At 66.7% G+C, this 24,763-nt stretch carries 24 protein-coding genes; 10 read left to right on the top strand and 14 right to left on the bottom strand.

What is annotated here, in order from left to right; genetic code table 11:
- Positions 1–10: 10 nt before the first annotated feature.
- Positions 11–874 (top strand): TolB-like translocation protein, encoded by an 864-nt coding sequence (locus AC1DKR_RS17770; RefSeq protein ID WP_223497084.1) that lies wholly within the window; start codon positions 11–13, stop codon positions 872–874.
- A gap of 175 nt (positions 875–1,049) precedes the next feature.
- On the opposite strand, the gene AC1DKR_RS17765 is transcribed toward AC1DKR_RS17770, so the two are convergent.
- The 4 genes from AC1DKR_RS17765 to AC1DKR_RS17750 all read right to left on the bottom strand — a co-directional run bounded on the left by AC1DKR_RS17765 (position 1,050) and on the right by AC1DKR_RS17750 (position 3,651).
- Positions 1,050–1,319: a gas vesicle protein GvpG gene (locus tag AC1DKR_RS17765; RefSeq protein WP_025877541.1), complete on the bottom strand. Its 270-nt coding sequence runs from the start codon at positions 1,317–1,319 to the stop codon at positions 1,050–1,052.
- Positions 1,320–1,352: 33 nt separating this feature from the next.
- Positions 1,353–2,342 carry a porphobilinogen synthase gene (gene hemB, locus AC1DKR_RS17760; protein ID WP_025877543.1) on the bottom strand — a complete coding sequence of 330 codons (990 nt, stop codon included), beginning with the start codon at positions 2,340–2,342 and terminating at the stop codon, positions 1,353–1,355.
- Between the two features lie 19 nt (positions 2,343–2,361).
- On the bottom strand, positions 2,362–3,279 hold the full coding sequence (locus AC1DKR_RS17755; RefSeq protein WP_478034115.1) for a bestrophin family protein: 918 nt from the start codon (positions 3,277–3,279) through the stop codon (positions 2,362–2,364).
- A 123-nt stretch (positions 3,280–3,402) separates the two neighbouring features.
- Positions 3,403–3,651 (bottom strand): hypothetical protein, encoded by a 249-nt coding sequence (locus AC1DKR_RS17750; RefSeq protein ID WP_032952021.1) that lies wholly within the window; start codon positions 3,649–3,651, stop codon positions 3,403–3,405.
- Between the two features lie 181 nt (positions 3,652–3,832).
- On the opposite strand from AC1DKR_RS17750, the gene AC1DKR_RS17745 reads away from it, so the two are divergent.
- Entirely contained in the window at positions 3,833–4,291 is a 459-nt protein-coding gene (locus AC1DKR_RS17745; protein ID WP_049467775.1) for a hypothetical protein, read from the top strand.
- A 17-nt stretch (positions 4,292–4,308) separates the two neighbouring features.
- Here AC1DKR_RS17745 and AC1DKR_RS17740 read toward each other — a convergent pair whose 3' ends face one another.
- From AC1DKR_RS17740 to AC1DKR_RS17720, 5 genes are all read right to left on the bottom strand, one after another.
- Positions 4,309–6,111 carry a DUF885 domain-containing protein gene (locus AC1DKR_RS17740; RefSeq protein ID WP_478034112.1) on the bottom strand — a complete coding sequence of 601 codons (1,803 nt, stop codon included), beginning with the start codon at positions 6,109–6,111 and terminating at the stop codon, positions 4,309–4,311.
- A gap of 38 nt (positions 6,112–6,149) precedes the next feature.
- Entirely contained in the window at positions 6,150–7,520 is a 1,371-nt protein-coding gene (locus tag AC1DKR_RS17735; RefSeq protein ID WP_312788113.1) for a M12 family metallo-peptidase, read from the bottom strand.
- Between the two features lie 298 nt (positions 7,521–7,818).
- On the bottom strand, positions 7,819–8,334 hold the full coding sequence (locus tag AC1DKR_RS17730) for a cytochrome c oxidase assembly factor Coa1 family protein (protein WP_478034107.1): 516 nt from the start codon (positions 8,332–8,334) through the stop codon (positions 7,819–7,821).
- A 25-nt stretch (positions 8,335–8,359) separates the two neighbouring features.
- Positions 8,360–10,585 carry a S9 family peptidase gene (locus AC1DKR_RS17725; protein ID WP_478034103.1) on the bottom strand — a complete coding sequence of 742 codons (2,226 nt, stop codon included), beginning with the start codon at positions 10,583–10,585 and terminating at the stop codon, positions 8,360–8,362.
- 157 nt (positions 10,586–10,742) lie between these two features.
- On the bottom strand, positions 10,743–11,432 hold the full coding sequence (locus AC1DKR_RS17720; RefSeq protein ID WP_033832494.1) for a glutathione binding-like protein: 690 nt from the start codon (positions 11,430–11,432) through the stop codon (positions 10,743–10,745).
- Positions 11,433–11,545: 113 nt separating this feature from the next.
- Here AC1DKR_RS17720 and AC1DKR_RS17715 point away from each other — a divergent pair, with 113 nt between their 5' ends.
- Together AC1DKR_RS17715 and AC1DKR_RS17710 are read left to right on the top strand one after the other, a co-directional pair.
- A complete protein-coding gene (locus AC1DKR_RS17715) occupies positions 11,546–12,175 on the top strand; it encodes a TIGR00645 family protein (RefSeq protein ID WP_025877555.1) in 630 nt (209 codons plus the stop codon).
- Between the two features lie 200 nt (positions 12,176–12,375).
- Positions 12,376–13,383 carry an energy transducer TonB gene (locus tag AC1DKR_RS17710; protein WP_312787308.1) on the top strand — a complete coding sequence of 336 codons (1,008 nt, stop codon included), beginning with the start codon at positions 12,376–12,378 and terminating at the stop codon, positions 13,381–13,383.
- A gap of 82 nt (positions 13,384–13,465) precedes the next feature.
- On the opposite strand, the gene AC1DKR_RS17705 is transcribed toward AC1DKR_RS17710, so the two are convergent.
- Entirely contained in the window at positions 13,466–13,720 is a 255-nt protein-coding gene (locus tag AC1DKR_RS17705) for a hypothetical protein (RefSeq protein ID WP_312109056.1), read from the bottom strand.
- Positions 13,721–13,795: 75 nt separating this feature from the next.
- Here AC1DKR_RS17705 and AC1DKR_RS17700 point away from each other — a divergent pair, with 75 nt between their 5' ends.
- Complete coding sequence (locus AC1DKR_RS17700) at positions 13,796–14,599, top strand: AraC family transcriptional regulator (RefSeq protein ID WP_363733803.1); 804 nt, start codon at positions 13,796–13,798, stop codon at positions 14,597–14,599.
- Positions 14,600–14,671: 72 nt separating this feature from the next.
- Here the strand turns inward: AC1DKR_RS17700 and AC1DKR_RS17695 are convergent, their stop codons facing one another.
- The 3 genes from AC1DKR_RS17695 to AC1DKR_RS17685 are packed head-to-tail and all read right to left on the bottom strand — an operon-like array spanning position 14,672 to position 18,122.
- The gene (locus AC1DKR_RS17695; RefSeq protein ID WP_312786362.1) at positions 14,672–15,856 is read right to left on the bottom strand and encodes an ABC transporter permease; all 1,185 of its coding nucleotides are present in this window, start codon (positions 15,854–15,856) and stop codon (positions 14,672–14,674) included.
- On the bottom strand, positions 15,853–16,599 hold the full coding sequence (locus AC1DKR_RS17690; RefSeq protein WP_025877565.1) for an ABC transporter ATP-binding protein: 747 nt from the start codon (positions 16,597–16,599) through the stop codon (positions 15,853–15,855). The genes AC1DKR_RS17695 and AC1DKR_RS17690 overlap by 4 nt, the downstream gene beginning before the upstream one ends.
- Positions 16,596–18,122, bottom strand: a complete 1,527-nt coding sequence (locus AC1DKR_RS17685) for an alpha/beta hydrolase (RefSeq protein WP_032976837.1) — start codon at positions 18,120–18,122, stop codon at positions 16,596–16,598. The genes AC1DKR_RS17690 and AC1DKR_RS17685 overlap by 4 nt, the downstream gene beginning before the upstream one ends.
- A 271-nt stretch (positions 18,123–18,393) precedes the next feature.
- Here AC1DKR_RS17685 and AC1DKR_RS17680 point away from each other — a divergent pair, with 271 nt between their 5' ends.
- The 3 genes from AC1DKR_RS17680 (at position 18,394) to AC1DKR_RS17670 (ending at position 21,605) form a co-directional block, all read left to right on the top strand.
- Positions 18,394–18,879 carry a DUF1203 domain-containing protein gene (locus AC1DKR_RS17680; protein ID WP_478034095.1) on the top strand — a complete coding sequence of 162 codons (486 nt, stop codon included), beginning with the start codon at positions 18,394–18,396 and terminating at the stop codon, positions 18,877–18,879.
- 236 nt (positions 18,880–19,115) lie between these two features.
- A complete protein-coding gene (locus tag AC1DKR_RS17675; RefSeq protein ID WP_312786360.1) occupies positions 19,116–20,285 on the top strand; it encodes a lytic polysaccharide monooxygenase in 1,170 nt (389 codons plus the stop codon).
- A 159-nt stretch (positions 20,286–20,444) separates the two neighbouring features.
- Positions 20,445–21,605 carry a lytic polysaccharide monooxygenase gene (locus AC1DKR_RS17670; RefSeq protein WP_312108580.1) on the top strand — a complete coding sequence of 387 codons (1,161 nt, stop codon included), beginning with the start codon at positions 20,445–20,447 and terminating at the stop codon, positions 21,603–21,605.
- A 102-nt stretch (positions 21,606–21,707) separates the two neighbouring features.
- Here AC1DKR_RS17670 and AC1DKR_RS17665 read toward each other — a convergent pair whose 3' ends face one another.
- The gene (locus AC1DKR_RS17665) at positions 21,708–22,457 is read right to left on the bottom strand and encodes a ferredoxin--NADP reductase (RefSeq protein WP_312786359.1); all 750 of its coding nucleotides are present in this window, start codon (positions 22,455–22,457) and stop codon (positions 21,708–21,710) included.
- Between the two features lie 84 nt (positions 22,458–22,541).
- On the opposite strand from AC1DKR_RS17665, the gene AC1DKR_RS17660 reads away from it, so the two are divergent.
- A complete protein-coding gene (locus tag AC1DKR_RS17660; protein WP_312108583.1) occupies positions 22,542–23,510 on the top strand; it encodes an ABC transporter ATP-binding protein in 969 nt (322 codons plus the stop codon).
- On the top strand, positions 23,507–24,307 hold the full coding sequence (locus tag AC1DKR_RS17655; RefSeq protein WP_165378408.1) for an ABC transporter permease: 801 nt from the start codon (positions 23,507–23,509) through the stop codon (positions 24,305–24,307). The genes AC1DKR_RS17660 and AC1DKR_RS17655 overlap by 4 nt, the downstream gene beginning before the upstream one ends.
- The last annotated feature ends 456 nt before the right edge of the window (positions 24,308–24,763 follow it).

Below are 24,763 nucleotides of genomic sequence, written 5' to 3'. Positions count from 1 at the left end.
ATGGACCTGGATGATGCGTATCGCCCCGACCCTGCTGGTGCTCGCCGCCAGTCTACTCTCTGCCCCGGTGGCGATGGCGTTGAACGAGTACGGCATCGAAGGCATGGGCGTGGTCTCCAGCCGTGCCGATGAAGGCCGGGCCACGATCAGCGCCGATGGCCAGCGCATCGTCTTCGCCCGCCGTGGCGAGGCCGGCTGGGGGCTGTGGCAGGCGCGCGTGGTCGACGGCCGCTGGCAGCAGGCGCAGGCGTTGCCGCTGGCGGTGTCCGGCGAGGTGCGCGATCCGTATTTCAGCCGCGACGGCCGCTGGCTGCTGTTCGCCGCAGGCCGCGAGGGCCGGTCGGGGCTGTACCGGGCGGCCATCGCCGCCGATGGCAGCGTGGGGGCGCCGCAAGCGCTGGCAGGCGATGGTGGCCGCCATGAAGAGCGCGGGCCGGCATTGAGCGCGGACGGGCGACAGCTGCTGTTTGCCCGCCAGCAGGGCCGTGGTGCCGGCTGGGACTTGTTCGTGGCCTCGTTGGACGCGCAGGGCGTGCGAGGCCCGGCGACGGCATTGCAGGCATTGAACAGCCCCGCCGATGAAACCGATGGCGACTGGCTGGGCAGCGCTGGCGCGGTGGCCTTCAGCCGTGGCAGCGGTGACACCGCGCAGGTCTGGACCAGCGGTTGTGCATGGACGGGCGCTGCGCTGCAGCCGATCGGACTGTCGTTCAACCAGGCCAGCGGCTGGACCGGCGCGCCGGTGGTCGACAACGCCAAGCCGGGCGAAATGATGGTGGCCAGCAACGCGGCGAAGTCGCCCCGCGCCGGTGGCGTGGATGTATACCGGCTGGCCGTGCCGAAGGTGGCGGCAGTGCCCGGGTGCATGCAGTAGATCCACGCCATGCGTGGATGAGCGTTCGGAGGAGGCCGACCGCCCTCCTCCGGTACCGCCCCCCTCCGGTAGGTGCCGACCTTGGTCGGCACAGAAACAAAACCGCCAACCAGGGTTGGCGGCTACCAGTAGATCCACGACATGCGTGGATGGCCCGGGTCCCGGGCCACGGCGCTCAGCGCGACAGCACCTTCGCGCGCTGCTGCTCGTACTCCGCTTCGCTGAGCTGGCCGTTGTCCTTGCGCCGGTTCAGTGCAGCCAGTTCGGCCTGCACGCTTTCCGGCACGGCCTGCTCGCGGGCGACCCGGGCGGCAGCGGAGAGCTGCTCGGGCGGGCGCCGCGCGGCGCGCCAGGCAGCAACGAACACGCCGACGATGATGGCCCCGAACACCAGCGTACCGGTGCCCCAGATCAGCCATTGCATCCAACCCATTTCAGGTCCCATCGCGTGTTCCTCCGTCCGTCGTGGGCGCTATTGTCAGCGCTCGCGCAGCCAACGCGCCACCTGCGGCGCGAAATAGGTCAGCACGCCATCGGCGCCGGCACGCTTGAAGCCCAGCAGCGATTCCAGCACGCAGGCGCGCTCGTCCAGCCAGCCGTTGGCGAACGCCGCCTTCATCATCGCGTACTCGCCACTGACCTGGTAAGCGAAGGTCGGAACCCCGAAGGTTTCCTTCACCCGCCGCACCAGGTCCAGGTACGGCATGCCCGGCTTGACCATCACCATGTCCGCGCCCTCCTCCAGGTCCAGGGCGATCTCGCGCATCGCCTCGTCACCATTGGCCGGGTCCATCTGGTAGGTCTTCTTGTCGGCCTTGCCGAGGCTGGCCGCACTGCCCACCGCATCGCGGAACGGACCGTAGAACGCCGACGCGTACTTGGCCGAGTAGGCCATGATGCGCACGTTGAGGTGGTGGTCGGCGTCCAGCGCACGACGGATCGCACCGATGCGGCCATCCATCATGTCCGACGGCGAAATGATGTCCGCGCCTGCCTCGGCATGCGACAGCGACTGCTTGACCAGCGCTTCGACGGTGATGTCGTTGAGCACGTAGCCCTTGTCATCGATGATGCCGTCCTGGCCGTGCGTGGTGTACGGATCCAGGGCCACGTCGGTCATCACCCCCAGCTCCGGGAAGCGCGACTTCAGCGCGCGGATCGCACGCTGCGCCAGGCCGTCCTCGGCCCACGCCGCCGAGGCGTCCAGCGACTTCTGCGAGGCATCCAGCACCGGGAACAGGTCGATCACCGGGATGCCCAGTTCCAGCGCTTCCTCGGCCACCTTCAGCAGCTCTTCGATCGACAGCCGTTCCACGCCCGGCATCGACGGCACCGCAACGCGACCGGCCGGTTCGTGCACGAACACCGGATAGATCAGGTCGTCGGTGGTCAGCGTGTTCTCGCGCATCAGGCGGCGCGAGAATTCGTCATGGCGCATGCGCCGCGGGCGGTAATGGGGATGAGGCATGGCAGGCTCCGGGGAGTGGCTATTGCAACAGGTAGCCCTGCGGCAGCAGGGGTGCGGGCAACGGGCGTTCGCCGAGGGCGTCGAGCTGGTCGATCTCGATGGTGCGCACCAGCGCGTCCAGCGGCAGGTCGTTCGGCTCCAGGCCGAACGGGTCTTCCATCTCTTCACCCAGCTGGTCCAGGCCGAAGAAGGCATAGGCCAGCACCGCCGACAGCACCGGCGTGGCCCAGCCCAGCGAGCTGGCCAGGCCGAACGGCAGCAGCACGCAGAACATCCACGCGCAGCGGTGCAGCAGCAGCGTGTAGGCGAACGGCAGCGGGGTGGTCAGGATGCGTTCGCAGCCAGCCTGGATCGAGGACATCGCGTGCAGGCGCTCTTCCAGCTGGACGTAAAGAATGGAATCGAGCGTGCCGGCGCGACGGGCCTGGGCCAGTTCGGCGGCGATCATCGCCAGCAACGCATCGGGCACGTTCTCGCGCTGGGCGAGCTGCCCGCGCTGTTCTTCGTCCAGCCATGGCACCGCCGCCAGCGCGACGTCGCGGGCGCGCAGGCGCGCGGCCAGTGCATGGGCGAAGGCGGTGGTCAGGTAGCCGATGCGCTGGCGGCGCGGTGCGTCATCGGCCAGCAGCACCTGTACCTGCCGCGCCAGCGAGCGCGATTCGAACACCAGTTGGCCCCACAGCTTGCGGCCCTCCCACCAGCGGTCGTAGCAGGCGCTGTTGCGGAAGCTGAGGAAGATCGACAGGACCAGGCCGAGCAGGGTGAACGGGGTGACCGAAACGCGCTCGATGCCGATTGGCGGCGCCAGTTCCACCACCGCGGCGACCGCGATGGACAGGATGAGGATGGCCAGCACCTTCGGCGCGATCGCCGGAACGATGGAGCCACGCAGGATGTACAGCAGTTGCCAGCCGTGGGGACGGGAACGAATGATCATGGGAGCAGCCGCGCAGGGCGCGGTTCGACAGGCACGCGGGGGGCTCGCGCAGCCGCCCATTCTACTCCCTGCCCGGCCGGCGGCCGTGTCCCTGCGACGCCCGGTCGCACCGGCCCGACCGGCTCAGATCACGCCGCCGCCCAGCCCCAGGCGCAGGATGCCGACCACCACCACGATGCCGTTCAGGATCAGCCCGGTCCACGCCCGGCCGCGCTTGCTGGGGTGGGTGAACAGGATGCCGAGCGCGGCGATGATCGCGCCGACCGCGGCGAACGGGATCAGGAACCAGTTGCCCCAGCCCAGCAGCGGTATCAACGCCAGGATCATCCACAGCAGCGCCAGCACGCCCCACAACAGACTGATCACACCCATAGCGCCCTCCGGTGGTTGTTCATGCGCCAACCATAGCCGTTCCCGGCAGCGCCGCCTACCGCCGTTGCCGTCAGCCTCACCGGCCCCGTGCTAGCGTGCGGCCATGGGTCGAGCCCCGATGTTGGCGCCGATTCAGAGTGCCCGGCTGATGATCCGAACCAGTCCTACAGGGGTATACGCCATGAACATCCGTTGGGTCGCCTTGGCGGCCATGCTGCTGACCGTTGCCGGTTGCGCCAGTACCTCCAAGGTCATGCTGGGCCGCGCCCGCGCGCCGATCGATCCGTCCCAGGTGCAGATCTATTCGACGCCGCCCGCCGGTTCGCAGGAAATCGCCCAGCTGGAATCGTCTTCGGCGGTGGGCTTCGGCACGCAGGGCCAGACCGATGCCGCGGTGGCTCGCCTGAAGCGCGAAGCGGCTGCACTGGGTGCCAACGGCGTGATCCTGATGGGCGTGGGCAGCAGCGGCTCACCGGTCGGCATGTCGGTGGGTGCCGGCAGTTACGGTTCGCACGTGGGCGGCGGCGTGGGCATCGGCATACCAACGACGCAGAAGCGCGCCGCCGGCGTGGCGATCTGGGTACCGAATCCGGCGCCGCCGGCACGCCTGCCGACGCAGACGATCACCCCGCAGCGCTGAGCGGCCGGCACTACCGGTCAGTTCTTCCTGTATTTCGGGACGAACTGCTGCTGCACCGCTTCGGCCAGCTGGTCCGGCGGCAACAGGCCCTGGTCGAGCAGGAAGTTGTTGAAGGCCAGACGGTCGAACTTCGCGCCCAGTGCCAGCTCGGTCTGCATGCGCAGTTCGAGGATGCGGGTGTAGCCGTAGAAGTAGCTGCCCGCCTGGCCCGGCATGCGCACCATGTAACGGTCCAGCTCCTGGGTGGCCATCGCCTTGGACAGACCCACCTGCTCGATCAGCACGCGCTCGCCGTTGGCACGGTCGGTCAGGCCGAGGTTGAGCATCGGGTCCAGCATCGCGCGGGCGGCACGCAACAGGCGGAACTGCAGCGCGATCATCTGCCCGTCCAGCGGCTCGTACGGCACCATCTCCGCCTCGGCATACAGCGCCCAGCCTTCCACGTTCACCGAATTGAACGCGAACATGGTGCGCGCCAGCGACACGCCACGCTCGACCATCGCGGTGAACTGCAGCTCGTGGCCCGGGCGGCCTTCATGCGCGCTCAGCGTCCAGGCCGCCGAACCGAAGTTGAAGTCGTCGTACTGCGCACCCGCACCGGCAGCCGGGTTGCCCAGCGGCAGCACGAAGGTGCCCTGCTGCCCGGTGTTGTTGACCAGCGGCGCAGGCAGGAAGTGCGGTGCCGGGCTGGCAGCGCTTTCGGCGGCCGAGCCCAGGCGCATCTGCATCGCGCGCTGCGGCACGTCGACGATGCGGTATTCGCGGATCAACGGATCGATGGCATCGATCACCTTGCGGTAGTGGCCTTCAAGCTGGTCATCGGCAATCTTCTCGCCCTTCAGCGCGCGGATCACCGCCACCGGGTCGCTCGGATCACTGACCTTCAAGCCCTTCTCTTTCACCACCAGCGGCGCCAGCTGGCGCATCGCCGAGCGGGTTTCCATGAACTCCAGCTGCGCGCGCTGCATCAGCAGCTTCGGGTCGATATCAATGCCGACCTGCTTGAGCTGATAGGCGTACAACGGAGCCGGCAGGCGCGCATCGGCACGTGCCTTCGGCAGCACCTCCTTGCGGGTCCATGCGGCGTAGTCCTTCATCTGTGCCGCAAGCGCCTTCATCGCCTCGTCGGCACCAGCGACCTGGTACTTCTTCAGCAACGACTCGATACCGGTGATGTAGGTCTCGACGTTGTCCAGCGACTGCTGCACTTCGATCTTCGTCGGCTGCAGCAGCGTGCTGTCCTTCAACCGCTCTTCGTAACGCTGGCGGGCCAGTGTGGTGAACGCGGTGCCGCCCGGCTGCAGGCCCGCATACGCCTTGAGGCGATCAACCGCCTTGGCCCGGCGCTCGGCCGGCACCTGGTCGGACAGCAGCAGGTTGAGGCCGCTGAACACGCTCTGCGGCGCATCACGCCACGGCAGCAGGTACTTCTGGTTGAGCTCGCTGCCCTCGATGCTCTGGTTGGCGGCGGCGATCATGATCTCCAGGTCCTGGCGGACGTTGGGATCCTTCTCGCTGGCCAGCTTGGCCTTCAGTTCGTCGCGGGCCTTGGCCATCGCGGCGCGGTAGCGCTGGTCGTTGTCCGGGCCGAGGTCGGCGACCTTGTCGTCGTAGCCGGGCACGCCGAAGAAGCCGGTCTCCTCGGGCTGGAATGGCCCCTGCGCATCAAGCAGGATCTGCGCCAGTGCATTGCTGCGCGCGACCCAGGCCGGGCTGGCCGGCGTGGAGGCCTTGGCGGCCGGTGCGGCCAGGGCCGGTGGGACCGACAGCAGCGGGGCGGCGGTCAGGGCCAGGGCGATGGCAAGCGCGATCGGCTTCATGGAGAACTCCAGGACAGGGTTGCCCGCACCCTACGCGCTCATGGCGGTGGCGACAATCGGCCGGAGGTCACGGGGTGCGGATATGAGACATCGGGGTTCTGCGATAGCGGATCCGGGTAGAAGTCGGCAACGACGCCTTTCGTCTCGCGCAGGACTCTTGCGTTGTCATGAAGATCAGCCGATCCGGTTGGCAGGCCCTCATGTTGGATCACCGGGGATGACCATGGATTCACCCGCGGGCAGGCCCGGTCAGTGCACTCCAAGGCCATGGCGGTACGCCAGCCAGGCAACGCCTGCCCGTTGAAACGATAGCCGTGCCCGTATGCGAATCTGGGCGGATCAAGTGCCGCGTTCTCGGGATCATGATCTGCTCCCAGCAAATGGCCGATCTCATGCGCAAGGGTGTGCTGGTCCAGGCATCTGCGCTCAACAGCGAGAAAGGCCGTTTCGCGGGTCGCCAACACCTGCTGGGCCAAACCGCATGCGGGAGCGCCCGAATGTGTATCGATGATCATCACCATCACGTCGGCCCGCTCACCCTCCCGCGCCACGTGCAGTAGCCAGAGTGGTCCGTGCCTACCCTTTGCGACGTCATCGAGAGTCTGATCAAGCGTGGTTTCGCGGTATCCCGGAAGCGCGTTGGCCGCCGTCTGCAACTCCAGTTCAATACCGCTCGCTGCAAATCCTGCATTGGCCTCGATCACCGCAGCCCTGACCTGCTCGATTGCCGGATCAAGCCCGTCCACCAGCGCGCCTGCCGCAAAGCCGTACGCAACCCGAATCACATCGCGCCCTTCGCCGCTCCCTCCGCCGGCGATTCCTGGAGGAAGGTCTGGAGCAGGCCGATCTGGTCGCCGGTCCCTCACATCGTCACGCTCGTCCCGTAGAGCGCGGCGCACATCGCGCTTTACCAGTCGATCACCGTCCAGCGTGTAATGCCAGAACCCATGGCTGAATCTCGCATGTGTTCCTGAAGCGTCCGACCAGATTCTCACGTACGTGGGCTGCCCAAGCTTCCTTTCAACATCCGGCGCTACGGACTTCACCTTGCCCACCCACTGCAGGCCTGAGATCGAGCGTACCTCTCGTTGGGCACCTTCGTCACCCGCAGGCCGGTAGATCACACTCTGGACGCTCTCGAACAGGGGTTCGGAAGGATCGCGGACAAGGTGAAGAACCCTGTCGTGGAGATCCACGGTGATCTCATCAGCAGCCAAGGCGGCCTCATTCACGCGAACCCGGCGCACCCAGTCAACATCATCTCCTGCTCTGCGCAGTTGCTGCTCTGCCACAGCCAATGGCGCGTCCGAGAGCACCTCCACGAATGGTTCAGCAGCCATGCCGGGTGTGACCAAAAGCAGCGCAAAGACCGTCAGCCCTACCACGCTCCTGATTGCATACGTTCGCATTGCACGCTCCTTCCAGGATGAAGTGAAGCGTTGCAGCCAGATCTGCGCTGCAACGGATCAATCATTGGAGTGAGCCTGCACCAGCATTCCTGGACGTCGTTCGCACTATCAATCCACGCTATCGAAGCAGTGAAGATTGAAGGCTGCGCCAATAGAAAACCGGCTCACCAGCGTCGTGCGGTGTCGGAATTGAGCGGTCTCCCATGAGACGTACTGAGCCGAGCCGAGGCTTGATCGGGAAGAGTAAATTCAACTGTGGCGGATCGCGACAGTCTCTGATTCCGCGGCCGTCGTACAGTCACAGCGCCAGCGTAAGCGGGCATTCGCCACGATCGCGACAGGCCTGCAGTTCGCATTCGCCCGCCGCCTCGGCATCATCCAGCGCGCTCAGGTCGAAGGTCTGCTTGTCTTCGGCCAGCACATACATCACCGGGTAATCCCACACGTCGTCGCTGCGGGTGCCCTTCACGAACAGGCGGCCTTGCGCATGCGGCCCTTCCAGCGCCACGGTCAGGCCAACATCGCGCTCGCCGTTGATGGCGGTCTGCATGCTGCCCAGCGGCAGCGTGCCGGCCTGCAGCGGTTCCCCGAATACCTGAACCAGTTCGACGCTGCAGCCGGCGCGGCGCATGGCCTCGCGCATCGGCGCACTGTCGTGCGCGGCCTCGGTCCAGCGCAGCACGCTCCAGGCGATGGCGCCGCCCAGTGCGGCCAGGAACAGCAGCACCGCCAACGGCATCGCCCAGCGCCAATGCCGGCACCACCAGCCGGAAGCCAGGGTGGAGGGAGCAGGAATCGGCGGCGGCAGGGTCATGGGCGGGCTCCTTCCCGGACGATGATCAAGGTTTCAGGCAACGCCCCAGGAAAGCTTCGGCAACGCGGTAGCGATGCAGTGCGTCGGCACCGGACAGGCCGTGCTTGGCACCGGGGTAGGTCATCAGTTCAAACGGCTGGCCGCGCTTCTGCAGCGCGCTCATCAGGCTGGTCGAATTGGTGAACAGCACGTTGTCGTCGGCCATGCCGTGGATCAGCAGCAGCGGCGAGCGCAGGCCCTCGATGTGGGTCAGCACGCGTGCTTCGCGGTAACCGGCGTCGTTGCGCGACGGCAGGTCCATGTAGCGCTCGGTGTAGTGGCTGTCGTACAGGCCCCAATCGGTGACCGGTGCGCCGGCCACGCCACAGGCGTAGCTGTCCGACGCCTTGGCCAGCAGCATCAGGGTCATGTAGCCGCCGTTGGACCAGCCCTGCACGCCGATGCGCGCCGGGTCCACCCACGGCTGCTGCTTCAGCCACGCCACGCCGCGCAGCTGGTCGGCCACTTCCACCGTGCCCTGCTTGCCATACAGCGCGCCGCCGAAGTCACGGCCGCGGCGCGGGGTGCCGCGGTTGTCCAGCGAGAACACCACATAGCCCTGCTGGGCCAGGTACTGGTTGAACAGATGGTCGCCACGGCCGGGCCAGCTGTCGGTGACGGTCTGGCTGGCCGGGCCGCCATACACGTACACCGCCACCGGGTAGCGCTTGGCCGGATCAAAGCCTGCCGGCTTGATCACGCTGTAGTTCAGCGGGGTCTTGCCGTCGGCGGCGGTGAGCGTGCCGAATTCGACCGGGCGCTGCGCGTCGCGGTAGCGCGCATACGGATGCTTGGGATCGGCCAGATCGTTCTCGACCAGGGTGGCGATCTTCTCGCCATTGGCGCGGAACAGTTCGATCTGCGGCGGCGTGCTGCTGTTGGACCAGCTGTCCACGTACACGCTGGCGTTTCGCGCGAAGCTGGCGCTGTGCATGCCTGGCGCCTTCGACAGGCGCTGCGGCTGGCCACCCTGCAGCGGGACGGCGTAGATCTGGCTTTCGCGCGCCGATTCGATGCCGGCACGGAAGTACGCCAGGCCGGCCTTTTCATCCACCGCCAGCAGTTCATCCACCGACCAGTTGCCGTGGGTCAGCGCGGTGGCCGTGCCCTTGCTGTCGATGCGGTACAGATGCTGGAAACCGGTGCGCTCGGACGACCACAGCACGCTGCCGTCATCGAGGAAACGCAGGCTGTTGTGCAGCGGCACCCAGGTCGGGCTGGTCTCATGGGCGAGCACGCGCTGCTGGTTCGAGGCCAGGGTGACTTCCACCAGGTCGAGCTTCTTCTGGTCGCGCGACTGGCGCTGGAAGCTCAGGTGCTGCGGATCGCGCCAATCGACGCGGGCCAGGTAGATGTCCTGTTCCTTGCCGAGGTCGATCCACTGCGTCTGCGCATGTTCGGCCGGCGAGATCACACCCAGCTTCACCTGCACGTTGGCATCGCCGGCGGCCGGGTAGCGCTGTTCGATCACATCGGTGCGGTCGGCATAGACTTCGTAACGCTTCTGCACCGGCACCGGGCTTTCATCGATGCGGGCGTAGGCGATGGCCGAATCGTCCGGCGCCCACCAGTAACCGGTATGGCGGTCCATCTCCTCGTCGGCGACGAATTCGGCGATGCCGTTGCCGATGGTCGTGCTGCCATCACCGGTCAGCTGCATCTGCTTTCCGCTGGCCAGGTCGATCACCCACAGGTTGCGGCCGCGGATGAAGCTGACGAAGCCGCCCTTGGGCGACAGCTTGGCGTCGGTGGCAAAGCCTTCGCCGTGTGTCAGCTGGCGCACCGCGGCCTTGCCCTCCTGCCTGAGGTCGTACAGGTACAGCTCGCCGCCCAGCGGGAACAGCAGGCGCTGCGCGTCCGGCGACCACTGGTAGTCGACGATGCCGGTCATGGCAGCGATGCGCTGGCGCTCGCGGCGGGCCTTTTCCTCGTCGCTGAGGGTTTCGGTGCCGGGCAGCACCACCTTCGAATCCACCAGCAGGCGGGTCTGGCCGCTGCCGATGTCATAGCTCCACAGGTCCAGCTGGTTGCGGTCGCTGTCCTTGCCGCGCAGGAAGGTCACGCGCGAACCATCCGGCGCCACCTTCGGCTTCATCAGGGTCGGGCCGGACAACGGCAGCGGGCCGGTGATGGCTTCCAGGGTGAGTTTTTCAGCGTGGGCGACGGTACTGGTGGCAAGCATGAGGGCGAGCGAGGCGAACAGATGGCGCATGGAGGATCCCGGCAAACGGCAGGTCCGCCACCGCGACAGGCGCGGGACGGTCAGCGTCCATCCTAACCAAGCCGGTGCAGGAAGACAGCATGACCTTCTGCCCATGAGGTCTTCCCATAATGAGTGCCGACCAACGGTCGGCACCCACCGTCCCGGGTCAGCGCTTGCCGAACAGGTGCCTGCGCTCTTCGTCGCTGAGCGGCTTGCCCGCGTCCGGGTTGACCTGCTGGCGCAGGGCGTAGGCGCGCTGGGTCGCCGGGCGGGCGGCGATGGCCTGGTGCCAGCGCTTGAGGTTCGGGAACGCGTCGAAGTCCGCCGGCAGCTTGTCGTAGGCGCCAACCCATGGGTAGCTGGCCATGTCGGCGATGGTGTACTCCTCGCCAGCCAGGAAGGCGTGCTCGGCCAGGCGCTTGTCCATCACCCCGTGCAGGCGGCGCACTTCATTGTCGTAGCGCTCGATCGCGTACGGGATCTTCTCCGGCGCGTATACATTGAAGTGGCCCATCTGCCCGCTCATCGGGCCCAGCCCGGCCATCTGCCAGAACAGCCATTCCAGGGTGGTGACGCGGCCACGTGGGTCGGCCGGCAGGAAGCGGCCGGTCTTCTCGGCCAGGTACAGCAGGATCGCGCCGGACTCGAACACGCTCTGCGGGGCACCGCCGTCGGCCGGGGCGTGGTCGACGATGGCCGGCATCTTGTTGTTGGGGGAAATGGCCAGGAATTCCGGCTTGAACTGGTCGCCCGAACCGATGTTGACCGGGTGGATGCGGTACTCCAGGCCGGCTTCTTCCAGCAGCAGGGTCACTTTGTGGCCGTTCGGGGTAGGCCAGTAATACAGGTCGATCATGGCGGCGGCTCTGGGGTACGGAAAGGAACCTGAAGTCTAGTGCGTGCGTTGGCTTGGCACCGTCATGGCGGGCCGGTAACCTCGCCTCTCCCCCGAAACGCAGCATCCTCCGCATGAGTGCAAACCGACCGCTACTGTCCCCGCTGTCCAGCCTGATCTTCGCTACCCGCTGGCTGCAGCTGCCGCTGTACCTGGGTTTGATCGTTGCCCAGTGCGTTTACGTGTTCCTGTTCGGCAAGGAACTGTGGCACCTGATCTCGCACTCGGTGTCGATGGGCGAGCAGCAGATCATGCTGATCGTGCTGGGCCTGATCGACGTGGTGATGATCTCCAACCTGCTGGTGATGGTGATCGTCGGCGGCTATGAAACCTTCGTCTCGCGCCTGCGCCTGGAAGGCCACCCGGACCAGCCGGAATGGCTGAGCCACGTCAACGCCAGCGTGCTGAAGGTGAAGCTGGCGATGGCGATCATCGGCATCTCCTCGATCCATCTGTTGAAGACGTTCATCGCAGCCAGCCCGCTGAACGGCCTGCCGCTGTGCAAGCCGGAGCAATGGGCTGCGGCGGCTTCGTCGGCATCGGCAAGCTTCTACAACGCCGGCGCCGATACCTGCACCACCCTGACCCCCGATGGCGTGCTGTGGCAGACCATCATCCACTGCGTGTTCATCCTCTCGGCCATCGGCATCGCCTGGACCGACAAGCTGATGTCCAACAGCCACAGCAAGGCTGTCGCGCACTGACATCAACGCCGGCGGCGGCACGACTGCCGTTGCCGGCTCCGCTCCCGGCCCTTGTGCGCAAGGGTGGCCGGGATGCTAGATTGCACCCTCGCTACAGGCGACGGTGACGCTGGGAAACGTCCCCCGCCACGCCCGGACCTTGCATCCCGGCCATGCGTATCTACGTTTTTCGTAACGTCGTCTTCTTAGAGGGGAGCAGGATGTCGCACGTCGCAATGATCGCTGCCGCGCGCCGGTGGTTGCCGGTCGCTCTGGCTTTGGCCCTGGCTGCATGCTCGGGCAAGGAAGAAACACCGGCTCCGGCCGCGCCGGGCGCCGCTGCCCCCACCGCTGCAGCACCAGCCGCACCGGCAGTGGCCGCCAAGGTGCAGTCGATGGGTACCGAGCAGCTGCGCGAATCGGCCAGCCAGGCACTGCGCGAGAACCGCATGTACGCCCCGGCTGGCGACAACGCCATCGAGTACTACCTGGCACTGCGCGACAAGACGCCGGACGATGCCTCGGTGAAGAGCGCGCTGACCGATCTTCTGCCGTACACCCTGATCGCCGCCGAGCAGCATCTGGGCCGCGAGGATTTCACTGAAGCGCAGCGGCTGGTCGCCCTGATCGAAAAGGTTGATGCCTCGGCCCCGGCTCTGCCGCGCCTGAAGGAAGGCCTGACCAAGGGCGTGCAGGTTGCCGCCAAGCGCACCGAAGACGAGACCGAGAAGGTCAAGAAGGACGCTGAAGACCGCACCAAGCAGCTGGCCGAGCAGCAGCGCCTGACCGAACAGCGTGCCAAGGAAGCCGAGGCGGCCAAGCAGATTGCCGCACAGCAGGACGTTGCCCGCCGTGACAGCGAGCGCCAGGAAGCCGAACGCCAGGCTGCTGCGCGCCGTGATGCCGAGCAGAAGCAGCAGCAGGCCGCTGCGCAGCAGGCCAATGCCGCCCGCCAGGCCGCGACCGCCGCTGCACCAAGCCTGCGCCCGGTGAGCACGCCAGCCCCGCGTTACCCGGCCGAAGCACTGCGTTCGGGTACCTCCGGCGAAGTCCTGGTGGAGATCACCGTCGGCACCGACGGCTCGGTGACCAATGCGCGCGTACTGCGCGCCACGCCATCGCGTGTCTTCGATCGCGAAGCCCTCAACGCGGTCAAGCGCTGGCGCTTCGAGCCGGTCACGGCGCCTGTCACCACCCGCCGCACGCTGGTGTTCGCACCGGGCGGCTGATCGCAGAAAAGGGACGGAGGGGATTAAGTCGCTTCTGCCTGTAATGACGCACAAGGCCCGGCATGTCCGGGCCTTGTGCGTTTCAGGCTGCGCTGTCGATCAGCCGTTGCAGTGCTGGATCACGTGCGCTCAGCACCTGGAACAGGCCCAGCGCGTGCAGCCCGGGCAGCAGGCTGCGCAGATCGGCTTCGGCGGTGGCACGGGTGGCATCGTCACTGGCTGGGGCCTGCCAGTCGCGGACGCTGGCGAGGAAGGCACCGACACTGCCCTTGCGGACGGTGAGACCGTTCACCTGCACGTCGTTCTGGTGATCGGGAAGGATGTCCTGCGGTTGCATGGCGTGCTCCTGGGAGGTGGGCGCCCAGTGTCGACGCTCGCCATCGACCGTTCTGCCGTATAACTGCCAAAGGATATGGCAGAACAGACATTCCAGACACCAATGATCGACCCTGCGTTGGCTGAGGCCAACGGCGGGCCGGCCCTGCTCGGCACGCAGCTGGCGATGCCGGGTTCACGGCGCACCGCCCGCCACCAGCACGCGCGCGGGCAACTGCTGGGCGCCCACACCGGCCTGTTGCGGATCGAGGTGGGCGACACTCACTGGCTGCTTCCGGCCGGGCACGTGGCGTGGCTTCCGCCGCAGCACCCGCATGCGCTTTCCAGCATCGGCAGCTTCGATGGCTGGAGCCTGTACTTCAGCAAGGAGGCCTGCGCGGGCCTGCCCACCGCACCGCGCATCTTCCAGCCCAGCGACCTGCTGCAGGTGGCAGTGCCGCGGGCGCTGCACTGGTCCGGGCAGGCGTTGGATGCGGGGCAACAGCGCTTGGCCGGGGTGATCGCCGATGAGATCGCTGCAGGCACGCCGTTGCCACTTGCGCTGCAGCAACCCGGTGACCGCCGCCTGCGCCGCATCGCCGCCGCCCTGGCACGAGCGCCACATGACACCCGTACCGTCGAAGACTGGGCAGCCGCCAGCGGCCTGTCCAGTCGCAGCCTCGCCCGCCGCTGGCAGGCCGAAACGAACATGACCCTGACCCGCTGGCGGCAGCGCCTGCGCGTGCTGCTGGCGCTGCCGCGATTGCTGGCCGGTGAATCCGTCACCACGGTGGCGCTGTCATTGGGCTACGACACGCCCAGCGCCTTCATCGCGGTATTCAAGCGCGAGATGGGAGTGACGCCGGCGCGGTATGCAGACGGAAACGCTTCACAGCGCTGAAATGCACGAGGCCCGGCATGACCGGGCCTCGTGCCACATCCGCCGGGCATCGCCCGGCGCTACCGGTTCCACTCAGCCGGAAATCGCCAGCCGCTCGTTGTGGTAGCGGCGCACGGCGGCGAACCACAGCACGGCGGCCAGCGCCAGGCTGGCACCGAGGTAGACCGCCCAGATGGTCGGGCTGATGTCCTCGTGGCGGATCACCTTCAGCAGCATCTGGTTCTGCGACAGGAACGGCACCGCGTACTGCCACAGCTCGCTCTTCACCGGGTAAGCCATCAACGCGTAGCCGGGCAGCATCGGCAGCAGCACCAGCCAGGTCATGTGGCTCTGCGCTTCCTTCATGCTCTTGGCGGCGGCCGAGAGGAAGGTCAGCAACGAGGTGCCGATCAGCAGCATCGGCACCATCACCAGCAGCATCTGCAGCATCGAGCCGATGTTCATGTTGAGCTGCCGGCCGACGTTGCCGGGCGCGATCTGCGCGCTGGCCTTGAATGCGATCAAGGTCAGCAGCAACGAGGCGAAGCCGACCACGCAGGCGGCGGCGATCTTGCCGCTGACGATGGCGCTGCGCGACCCCGGGGTCGCCAGCAACGGCTCCAGCGATTGCCGCTCGCGCTCACCGGCGGTGGCATCCATCACCAGGTAGGCGCCGCCGATGAACGAGGTCAGCGTCAGCAGCACCGGCAGCAGCATCGACAGCATCATGCCGCGCTTGGCCTCGGCACTGGCCATGTCCTGGGTGGCCACATCCAGCGGTCGTGCAACCTGTGCGTCGACGCCACGCGCCATCAGCCGCAGCGCACCAACCTGGCCGTTGTAGGTTGCCAGGGCCGCCTGCAGCCGCGCACTGGGCACTTCGGCGGCACGACGGGTGCTGTCACGGATCACTTCCACCAGCGCAGGCTTGCCATCGGCCCAGTCCTTGCCGAACTCAGGGCTGATGCGCAGGGCCACGTCGATCTCCTGCGAGCGGATCGCTTCGGCCAGATCCTTCGGTGCCGGCGCGGCGTTCAATCCCTGCGCCGCCAGGAAGCGCACCAGGTTCGGCGCATTCTCCGCACCGATGGTCGGAATCTGCAGCGGCTGTTCGATCTGGATCCGCACGCGGCTTTCCGCCAGCTTGCCCATGCCCAGGATCAGCAGCGGGTACAGCACGGGGCCGAACAGCAGGGTCAGCAGCAGTGTGCGGCGGTCACGCGAGAGGTCGCGCAGTTCCTTGCGCATCACCGTCATCAGGGTCGACATCATGCTCATGCGTGCAGGCCCTCTTCGCTGCCGATCAGTTTCACGAACGCATCTTCCAGGTTGGGCTCGCCGGACTGCGCGCGCAGTTCATCGGCACTGCCGGCGGCCATCACCGTACCCTTGGCGATGATCACGATGTGGTCACACAGCGCACCGACCTCCTGCATGATGTGGCTGGACAGGATCACGCAGCGCCCTTCCTCGCGCAGGCCCAGCAGGAAGCGGCGCAGCGCGCGGGTGGTCATCACGTCCAGGCCGTTGGTGGGTTCATCAAGGATCACGTTGCGCGGGTCGTGCACCAGCGCGCGGGCAATGGCGGTCTTGGTGCGCTGGCCCTGCGAGAAGCCATCGGTCTGCCGATCGAGGATGTCGGCCATGTCCAGCGCATGCGACAGCACTTCGATACGTTCGCGGATGCGCGACGCGGACAGGCCATGCAGCTCGCCGAAGTAGGCGATGTTCTCGCGTGCGGTCAGCCGCTTGTAGACGCCACGTGCATCCGGCAGCACGCCGAGGTGGCGACGCACTTCCACCGGATCGCGGGCTGCGTCGATGCCATCGACGGTGATGCTGCCTTCATCGGGCGTCATCAGCGTGTACAGCATGCGCATGGTGGTGGTCTTGCCAGCGCCGTTCGGTCCAAGCAGGCCGGTGATGCGGCCATCCTCGGCGCGGAAGCCGACATCGGCCACCGCCTGGATGCGACCGGTGCGGGTATTGAAGGCCTTGTGCAGGTTGTCGGCGACGATCATGGGGCCCATCCGTTGAACGAGGTGAACGCCGGCACGTAGCTCAGCGTGTCCAGGCAGCTGGCATCCAGCGCCTTGGCATCGGTGGTGTCGATGAACTGGCCGAGCAGGCGTGGCATGCAGCCGGCGGTGAGGGTGCCGTGGCCTTGGCCGCGGGCAACCAGCGCGCGTCCCTTCGGCAGGCCCTTGAGCACCTGCTCGGCGTAACGCGGCGGCGTCACCGGGTCCAGTTCGCCGGACAGCAGCAGCACTGGCAGGTCGCTGTGCAGCGGCACTGCCGCAGCCGCCGCAGCCGGTTGGTGCGGCCACACCGGACAGGCGGCGAAGAACGCGCGCGCCACTTCCGGGCCGACCAGGCTGTCGCTGCTTTCGACCGGCGCCTGGTAGCGCGGAGCATCTTCGCTGCAGATCACCGACCACTGCATGCCACGGTTGATCTGGAAATCCATGCTGCGGGTCGCACCGCGCGCCAGCGACGCCAGTGGTGCATAACGACCCTGTGCCGCTTCATCCAGCACCAGCGGCAACAGCGAGGAGTACTGCGGTACGTAGGAGAAGGCGAACGCCAGGCCGACCACGCTGTCCGGGGTCAGCACATCCTGCCGCGGTGCATTGGTGCCGGGGTCGCGGTAGTCGACCGTGACCGGCGCGCGGCGCAGGGTTTCCACCACGCTGCGCAACTGCGCACGGGTGTCGACCGGAAAGCGCTTGCTGCAGACAGCGTCCTTGCGGCACTGCTCGGACTGCAGGGTGATCGCGTTGTCGAAGGTCGTGGCGAAATCGCCGCCGACCACCAGCTCGTTCGGTACCACGCCATCGATCACGATGCTGCGGGTGTGCTGCGGGTACGCGGCCGCGTAGCGCTGGGCAACGCGGGTGCCGTACGAGCCACCGACCAGGTTCAGCGTGTTGGCGCCCAGCGCCTGGCGTACCGCGTCCAGATCGGCGATGGCTTCGGCGGTGGTATAGAAGCGCGGGTCGGCACGGCCCTTCAGCGACGCGGCGCAGCGCTCCGCGTACTCGCGCAGCAGCGCCTCGCTGGGCGCAGCGTCTTCATCCATCGGCAGCTCCTTGCCGTCCGCGCCCAGGCAGCTGAGCGGATTGGAGCCGCCGGTGCCGCGCTGGTCGATCAGGAAAATGTCGCGCTGCTTGCGCACCTGGCGCAGTGCCGTATCGACGATGACGGCCACCTCGCTGGCCGCCTGGCCAGGTCCGCCGGCCAGGAAGAACACCGGGTCCGGCAGGCCCGAACCGCTGTTGCCCGACTCCAGCCAGGCCACGCGCAGATCGATCCTGCGGCCATCCGGCCTGCTCCGGTCTTCGGGCACCTGGAACGTCGCGCACTGCGCCTCGACGTTGGCATTGGCGCCTTCGGTGGCCAGCGTGCAGGGGCGGAAATCGATCTGGCCGTAGCGGCGGCTGGGTGTATCGCCCGCGCCGTCGGACCCTGCCTGCGGCGGTGCACTGCAGCCGGCAATCAGCATGCTGGCCAGCAACCCGGCCCGCGCGAAATGGTGTCTTTGCATCGTGCGTGATTCCCCTGGGGATGTTCCTGTCCACCACGACGGTGTGCCGCGGCAGATGTGACCAATCGAATGTGACCCAACTTACACGCGCCGGACGCTGGCGGCGACAGGCGGATGTCCTGGGCCGGCGTCGGCACGGCCACCAGACGGTTGCGACCCTCGGCCTTTGCCCGGTACAGGGCGGTATCGGCCAGCGCGATCAGGTGGCGGAAAATGGCGAGCAGGCGGCCCGTAGCGCCGGCAGAATGCGCGCAGAACCGGGAGACACTCCATGCATCCGTGGCAACTCAGTGGCATCGACCACCAGCCGTTCGAGGCGCTTTTCGAATCCAGCGACGATGCGCTGGCCGCGCGGGGAATCGTGCGCCGACGCGCGGGCGACAGCGGCGGCTACCCCTGCAGGGTCAGCCTGACAGACGCACCTGCCGGTGCAGAACTGCTTCTGCTGCCTTACACCCACCTGGCCACGCAGTCGCCTTACCGCGCCTCGGGCCCGATTTTCGTGCAGCGCGGTGCAACCCGCTGCGTGCTGCCAGCGGGCGTGGTACCTGCCTACGTGCAGCGTCGGCTGATCTCGGTGCGCGCCTATGACTGCGCGGACTTCATGCTGAGCGGCCTGGTCTGCCAGGGCACCGAGGTTGCCACGCACCTGGACCGGCTGTTCGCCGATGCGACGGTGGCCTTCGTGCAGCTGCACAACGCAGGACATGGATGCTTTTCGTGCCAGGTGGATCGGGTCGGCCACCCGCGGCAATGACGTTGCACAGGAACGTGATCGTCGCCGCGCCGCAGGCGTGACCGCCAGCGTGTTCGTTCAGTGTGGCGTGAAGCCTGCGGGAAGGGCTTCACACACGTAGTCACGGATCGGCATTGACGTGGTTTCCCACTGCGTATTGCAGCTCGATACTCGCGGCGGTACCGCTCACCGTCCGTCGCGCGATACGGCGTGGGTGCTGCGGTCACCGCTCCCTTCGACGACCACAAGGATGCGCCATGTCTCTGCGATACACCCCATTGCTGTTGGCCACCGTCTTCGTTGGCGCCGGTGTTGGCGTTGCCGGCAACGCGGCCGCACACGGCACGATGATCACCCCGGTCAGCCGCGTCTATGCCTGCTTCCAGGGCAACCCGGAGAACCCCACCAACCCGGCGTGTGCGGCAGCCAAGGCAGTGGCCGGCTCGCAGGCGTTCTACGACTGGAACGGCATCAACCAGGCCAACGCCAACGGCAACCACCAGGCCGTGGTGCCCGACGGCAAGCTGTGCAGCGGCAACAACCCGACCTTCCGCGGCCTGGACCTGGAGCGCAGCGACTGGCAGACCACGCCGATCCAGCCCGATGCGAACGGCAGGTTCACCTTCGTGTTCAAGGCCACCGCCCCGCATGCCACGCGTGACTGGAAGTTCTTCGTCACCCGCGCCGGTTGGCAGCCGGGCAGCCCACCGCGCTGGGCCGACCTGCAGGAATTCTGTTCGCTGGGCAATACGCCGCTGTCGGCCGATGGCACCTACAAGCTGCAGTGCACGCTGCCGCAGCGCAGCGGCCAGCATGTGATCTACAACACCTGGCAGCGCTCGGATTCGACCGAAGCGTTCTACACCTGCATGGACGTGCGCTTTGAAGGCGGCGGCGGTACCACGCCGGTGCCGCAGTGGCAGGATGCCGGGCCGGTCACCGCGCGTACCGAGCTGCCCGTGGGCACCACGTTGGCATTGCGGGTGTTCAATGCCAACGGCAACGACGTGGAACGTGTGGAAGCAACGCTGGCCGCAGGCCAGACCACGCCGGCGCAGTGGCCGTTGGCGCTGGCCCGCAAGGTCAATGCCAGTGCCCAGCATGCGCGCGTCGGCGTGCTCAGCAACGGCGCGATCACGCCCTCCGCTTCGGCCACCGACAACCGCGTGTACCTGAAGAACGGCAACCGCTTCCAGCTCGACACCAAGGTGCCGGACCCGGGTACGCCGTCACCGGGTGGTGATTTCGACCACGTATACCCCGCCGGCATCGGCAGTTACGTGCCGGGCCAGACCGTGGTGAAGGGCAGCGATGGCAAGCTGTATGCCTGCCGCCCGTTCCCGGAAGGTGCATGGTGCAACGTCAATGCTGAGGCATATCGGCCTGGTGCGGGTGCCGCCTGGCGCGATGCGTGGGTGCCCTACTGAGATGTCATTCGGGGAACGGCGGAAGAACGCCGTTCCCCGAACAATGTGAGCTTCATCTCAGCAAAGTAAGCGCACCTTCCCCTTTCAAACTATTCCTATAGCGACCAGGGGAACGCGTGTCGAAACTCCGCGGGTTCCATCACCCACAGGAGATTCTCCATGCATTTGTCCCAGCGGGCCGTCCTCGCGCTATCCGTTGTCGCGGGTGTAGCCGTATCTGGCGGCGCTTTCGCACACGGCACTCTGTCCAAGCCATCCAGCCGCGTCTATTCCTGTTACCAGGGCAACCCCGAGAACCCGACCAACCCGGCCTGTGCCGCCGCCAAGGCCATCGGTGGCGCACAGCCGTTCTATGACTGGGCCGGCATCAACCAGGCCAACGCCAACGGCAACCATCAAGCGGTTGTTCCAGATGGTGAGCTGTGCAGCGGCGGCAACAGCAAGTACCGCGGCCTCGATCTGAACCGCAGTGACTGGCCGACCTCGCCGATCCGCGCCGATTCGCGCGGGCGTTACACCTTCGAGTTCAAGGCACCGGCGCCGCATGCCACACGCGAGTGGAAGTTCTACGTCACCCGCGACGGTTGGCAACCGGGCAGCCCGCTGCGCTGGGCGGACCTGCAGGAGTTCTGCACGCTGGGCAACGTGCCGCTTTCCGGCGACGTCTACAAGCTGGACTGCCCGCTGCCCGAGCGCAGCGGCCAGCACATCATCTACAACACCTGGCAGCGCTCGGATTCGGGCGAGGCGTTCTACACCTGCGCGGACGTGCGCTTCGAGGGGGGCGGTGGCGTGACCCCGCCGCCGCAGTGGCAGGATGCTGGTCCGGTGACCGCCCGCGGTGCGCTGGACGTTGGCACCACCGTGACCCTGCGCGTGTTCAATGCCCAGGGCAACGACCTGGAACGCCCGGAGATCACCCTGGCAGCCGGACAGACCGCTGCGAACCAGTGGCCGCTGGCGCTGGCCCGCAAGGTCAATGGCAGCGCCCAACAGGCACGCGTGGGCGTGATGAAGGATGGCGTGATCACGCCCGTCGTCTCGGCCACCGAGAACCGTGTCTATCTGAGGCCGGGCAACCTGTTCCAGCTCGATACCCGCTTGCCGGGTCCGGTCGATCCGCCGCCGGGTGACGACTACGACTTCGTGTATCCGGCCGGTATCGGCAGCTACAAGCCGGGCGAGACCGTGGTCAAGGGCACCGACGGCAAGCTGTACGCCTGCCGCCCGTTCCCGGAAGGCGCCTGGTGCAACATCAATGCAGAGGCGTACCGGCCGGGCGTGGGTTCGGCCTGGCGCGATGCCTGGGTGCCGTACTGAAGCGGGGCGCCGGGGCGGTGTGATGCCGCCTCCGGCGTGCGGGATTGCCGGCCAGCGGCCGGCACTACCCGGGTTCGTGGGATTGCCGGCCAGCGGCCGGCACTACTTGCTGCTGACGTACTTCTCGCGGCGGATCTGCGGATTGCCCAGGCCCGCCGCCTTCAGCGCTTCGGCGCAGGCGTCGACCATGTCCGGGTTGCCGCACAGGTAGGCGATGTCGGTGGCCGGGTCCGGCGTGAACTCCGCCAGTGCCTGCTGCACGTAGCCATGGTGGACGTCCGGGTGCGGCTCGGACGGCAGTTCCCGCGACAGGCACGGCACATAACGGAAGTTCGGCTGCTTTTCGGCGAAGCTGTAGAAATCGTCGCTGTACAGCAGCTCCCCCGGGCTGCGTGCGCCCTGCAGCAGGACCACCTGCACACCGCGCTCGACCATCGCCGTCGCCAGCAACGGCAACATCGAGCGGTACGGGGTGACGCCGGTACCGGTGGCGATCAGCAGGTAGCGGCCGTTGTGGTCGCCGGGGTTCAGGCAGAACCGGCCGTAGGGGCCGGACGCGCTGACCTGGCCGCCGATGTCCAGCGCCTCGAACAGCGCCGTGGCGGCGCCACCGGGGACGAAGCTGACCGCGATATCCACCGCCTCGCCCGGGCCCAGCGCGTGGTCGTGGATGGTCGCCAGCGAATAGCTGCGCTTGGTTTCAGTGCCATCGGCATAGCTGAAATGGACCTGGATGAACTGGCCGGGCTGGAAATCCAGCGGCTGGCCGTCGTCACGCACGAACTGGTAATGGCCGATGGAGGGCGCCAGCATGCGGCGGTCGACCAGTTTGATGGGGAATTGGACAGGCACGACTTTTCGGGACAGTGTGTAGCCGGGGCAAGCCCTCGGGGTCTTCTATAATAGACCTTCCCCGCCCCTCTCCAGCGCCAGCCCATGGGCGCGAAGGCTTCGAGCTTGGCTTCCCTGAACGATACGGCGCCCGCCCTGCGCGTGCGCGACCTGCGTAAAACCTATGACAACGGCACCCAGGCCCTGAAAGGGGTCTCGCTGGAAGTGGCCCCGGGCGACTTCTTCGCCCTGCTGGGCCCGAACGGTGCCGGCAAGTCCACCCTGATCGGCATCATCAGTTCCCTGGTCAACCTCAGCGAGGGCCAAGTGGAAGTGTTCGGCAGCGACCTGGTGCGCAACCGCAGCGCTACCATGCGCCTGATCGGGCTGGTGCCGCAGGAGATCAACTTCAACCTGTTTGAAAAGCCCTTCGACATCCTGGTGAACTACGCCGGCTTCTACGGCGTGCCGCGCGCCGAAGCCGAGCAGATGGCCGAAGTCGAGCTCAAGCGCGCCCACCTGTGGGAGAAGGCGCAGGTGATGAGCCGCACCCTGTCCGGTGGCATGAAGCGCCGGCTGATGATCGCCCGCGCGATGATGACCCGGCCGCGCCTGCTGATCCTGGACGAACCGACCGCTGGCGTGGACATCGAGATCCGCCGCGACATGTGGCGGGTGCTGAAGGAGATCAACGCCGCCGGCACCACGATCATCCTCACCACCCACTACCTGGAAGAGGCCGAGCACCTGTGCCGCAACCTGGCCATCATCGACCACGGCCAGATCGTCACCCAGGGCCCGATGCGCGAACTGCTGGCCAAGCTTGACGTGGAAGGCTTCCTGCTGGACATCGACGGCACCCTGCCCGCCCAGTTGCCGGTGATCGAGGGGGCAACCCTGATCGCCACCGACGGCCATACGCTGGACATCGACATGCCACGTGCGATGGATCTGAACCGCGTGTTCGAGGCACTGAACGCGGCGGGCATCCGCGTGCGTTCGATGCGTACCAAGAGCAACCGCCTGGAGGAACTGTTCGTGCGCCTCACCGGCAACCAGGAGACGTCCGCATGAGCAGCACCCCGACCCCGGTCCTGACCGACGGCCAGCGCAACCGCATCGCACTGATGACCATCGTGCGCCGCGAAGTCGCCCGCATCATGCGCATCTGGGGCCAGACCCTGGTACCGCCGGCGATCACCATGACCCTGTACTTCCTGATCTTCGGCGGCCTGATCGGTTCGCGCGTGGGCGACATGGGCGGCTATACCTACATGCAGTTCATCGTGCCGGGCCTGGTGATGATGAGCGTGATCCAGAACAGCTACGGCAACATCAGCTCCTCGTTCTTCGGCGCCAAGTTCGGCCGCCACGTGGAAGAGCTGCTGGTCAGCCCGATGCCGAACTGGGTGATCCTGTGGGGCTATGTGTCCGGCGCAGTGCTGCGCGGCCTGATGGTCGGCGTGATCGTGCTGATCATCGCGATGTTCTTCACCCCGGTGCGCATTCCGCATCCGCTGGTGACGCTGACCACGGTGATCCTGGGCGCGACGATCTTCTCGCTGGCTGGCTTCATCAATGCGGTGTATGCGAAGAAGTTCGATGACGTTGCGATCGTGCCGACCTTCATCCTGACCCCGCTGACCTACCTGGGTGGCGTGTTCTATTCGGTGAAGCTGCTGCCGCCATGGGCAGAGGCGGCCACGCACGCAAATCCGATCTTCTACATGGTCAATGCGTTCCGCTATGGCCTGCTGGGCAGCAGCGATGTGCCGGTGGTGGTGGCGTATGCGCTGATGATCGGTTTCGTGGTGGTGCTGACGGCGCTGGCGCTGTGGTTGCTGAAGCGTGGCGTGGGCATGCGCAGCTGAGGATGTTCTGCAGGGCCTGCGGCCCTGCACCCACGTTGGTAGGTAGTGCCGGCCGCTGGCCGGCCGCTGGCCGTCAACGTCAACGTCAAAAGCGAGCTATCCATGGGATGGCGGTGTGGTGTCGGGTGGCGGGGACGCCGCAAGTACGTCCTTGTAGGCTTGGCCGCGCCATCCATGGCGCGGACACCCCGCAACCCGACACCACCCCGCCTTCGACCGTTTCCCGCTGCTGTCGGAACGGCGGTCTGTGCTGCTGTTGGTGGGTGTCGACCTTGGTCGACACGGTAGATCCACGCCATGCGTGGATGGAACTGTTCCGATGGAGCCGAGCCAATGCTCGGCTCTTTTCGTTTGCGATCTGATGGATGGGGATCCATCGGAAAGATGATCACGAGAACCGAGCGAAGCGACCCGCTGTTGCTTTTGATTTTCTTTTTTGTTTTCCGTGGTGGACGC

It is taken from the genome of Stenotrophomonas sp. 01N47, assembly GCF_056399165.1.
The sequence above is the reverse complement of the archived record's forward strand: the minus strand, read 5'-3'. Positions and strand labels throughout refer to the sequence as shown.

Bases quoted from the DNA above. Each gene is read 5' to 3' on its own strand.
- AC1DKR_RS17765 (WP_025877541.1), bottom strand. From the start codon at position 1,319: ATGGGACCTGAAATGGGTTGGATGCAATGGCTGATCTGGGGCACCGGT.
- AC1DKR_RS17660 (WP_312108583.1), top strand. From the start codon at position 22,542: ATGGGCGCGAAGGCTTCGAGCTTGGCTTCCCTGAACGATACGGCGCCC.
- AC1DKR_RS17750 (WP_032952021.1), bottom strand. From the start codon at position 3,651: ATGGGTGTGATCAGTCTGTTGTGGGGCGTGCTGGCGCTGCTGTGGATG.
- AC1DKR_RS17745 (WP_049467775.1), top strand. From the start codon at position 3,833: ATGAACATCCGTTGGGTCGCCTTGGCGGCCATGCTGCTGACCGTTGCC.
- AC1DKR_RS17700 (WP_363733803.1), top strand. From the start codon at position 13,796: ATGGCAGAACAGACATTCCAGACACCAATGATCGACCCTGCGTTGGCT.
- AC1DKR_RS17735 (WP_312788113.1), bottom strand. From the start codon at position 7,520: ATGCGAACGTATGCAATCAGGAGCGTGGTAGGGCTGACGGTCTTTGCG.
- AC1DKR_RS17655 (WP_165378408.1), top strand. From the start codon at position 23,507: ATGAGCAGCACCCCGACCCCGGTCCTGACCGACGGCCAGCGCAACCGC.
- AC1DKR_RS17740 (WP_478034112.1), bottom strand. From the start codon at position 6,111: ATGAAGCCGATCGCGCTTGCCATCGCCCTGGCCCTGACCGCCGCCCCG.
- AC1DKR_RS17695 (WP_312786362.1), bottom strand. From the start codon at position 15,856: ATGAGCATGATGTCGACCCTGATGACGGTGATGCGCAAGGAACTGCGC.
- AC1DKR_RS17715 (WP_025877555.1), top strand. From the start codon at position 11,546: ATGAGTGCAAACCGACCGCTACTGTCCCCGCTGTCCAGCCTGATCTTC.
- AC1DKR_RS17720 (WP_033832494.1), bottom strand. From the start codon at position 11,432: ATGATCGACCTGTATTACTGGCCTACCCCGAACGGCCACAAAGTGACC.
- AC1DKR_RS17670 (WP_312108580.1), top strand. From the start codon at position 20,445: ATGCATTTGTCCCAGCGGGCCGTCCTCGCGCTATCCGTTGTCGCGGGT.
- AC1DKR_RS17690 (WP_025877565.1), bottom strand. From the start codon at position 16,599: ATGATCGTCGCCGACAACCTGCACAAGGCCTTCAATACCCGCACCGGT.
- AC1DKR_RS17755 (WP_478034115.1), bottom strand. From the start codon at position 3,279: ATGATCATTCGTTCCCGTCCCCACGGCTGGCAACTGCTGTACATCCTG.
- AC1DKR_RS17725 (WP_478034103.1), bottom strand. From the start codon at position 10,585: ATGCGCCATCTGTTCGCCTCGCTCGCCCTCATGCTTGCCACCAGTACC.
- AC1DKR_RS17680 (WP_478034095.1), top strand. From the start codon at position 18,394: ATGCATCCGTGGCAACTCAGTGGCATCGACCACCAGCCGTTCGAGGCG.
- AC1DKR_RS17675 (WP_312786360.1), top strand. From the start codon at position 19,116: ATGTCTCTGCGATACACCCCATTGCTGTTGGCCACCGTCTTCGTTGGC.
- hemB (WP_025877543.1), bottom strand. From the start codon at position 2,342: ATGCCTCATCCCCATTACCGCCCGCGGCGCATGCGCCATGACGAATTC.
- AC1DKR_RS17710 (WP_312787308.1), top strand. From the start codon at position 12,376: ATGTCGCACGTCGCAATGATCGCTGCCGCGCGCCGGTGGTTGCCGGTC.
- AC1DKR_RS17770 (WP_223497084.1), top strand. From the start codon at position 11: ATGATGCGTATCGCCCCGACCCTGCTGGTGCTCGCCGCCAGTCTACTC.
- AC1DKR_RS17705 (WP_312109056.1), bottom strand. From the start codon at position 13,720: ATGCAACCGCAGGACATCCTTCCCGATCACCAGAACGACGTGCAGGTG.
- AC1DKR_RS17730 (WP_478034107.1), bottom strand. From the start codon at position 8,334: ATGACCCTGCCGCCGCCGATTCCTGCTCCCTCCACCCTGGCTTCCGGC.
- AC1DKR_RS17685 (WP_032976837.1), bottom strand. From the start codon at position 18,122: ATGCAAAGACACCATTTCGCGCGGGCCGGGTTGCTGGCCAGCATGCTG.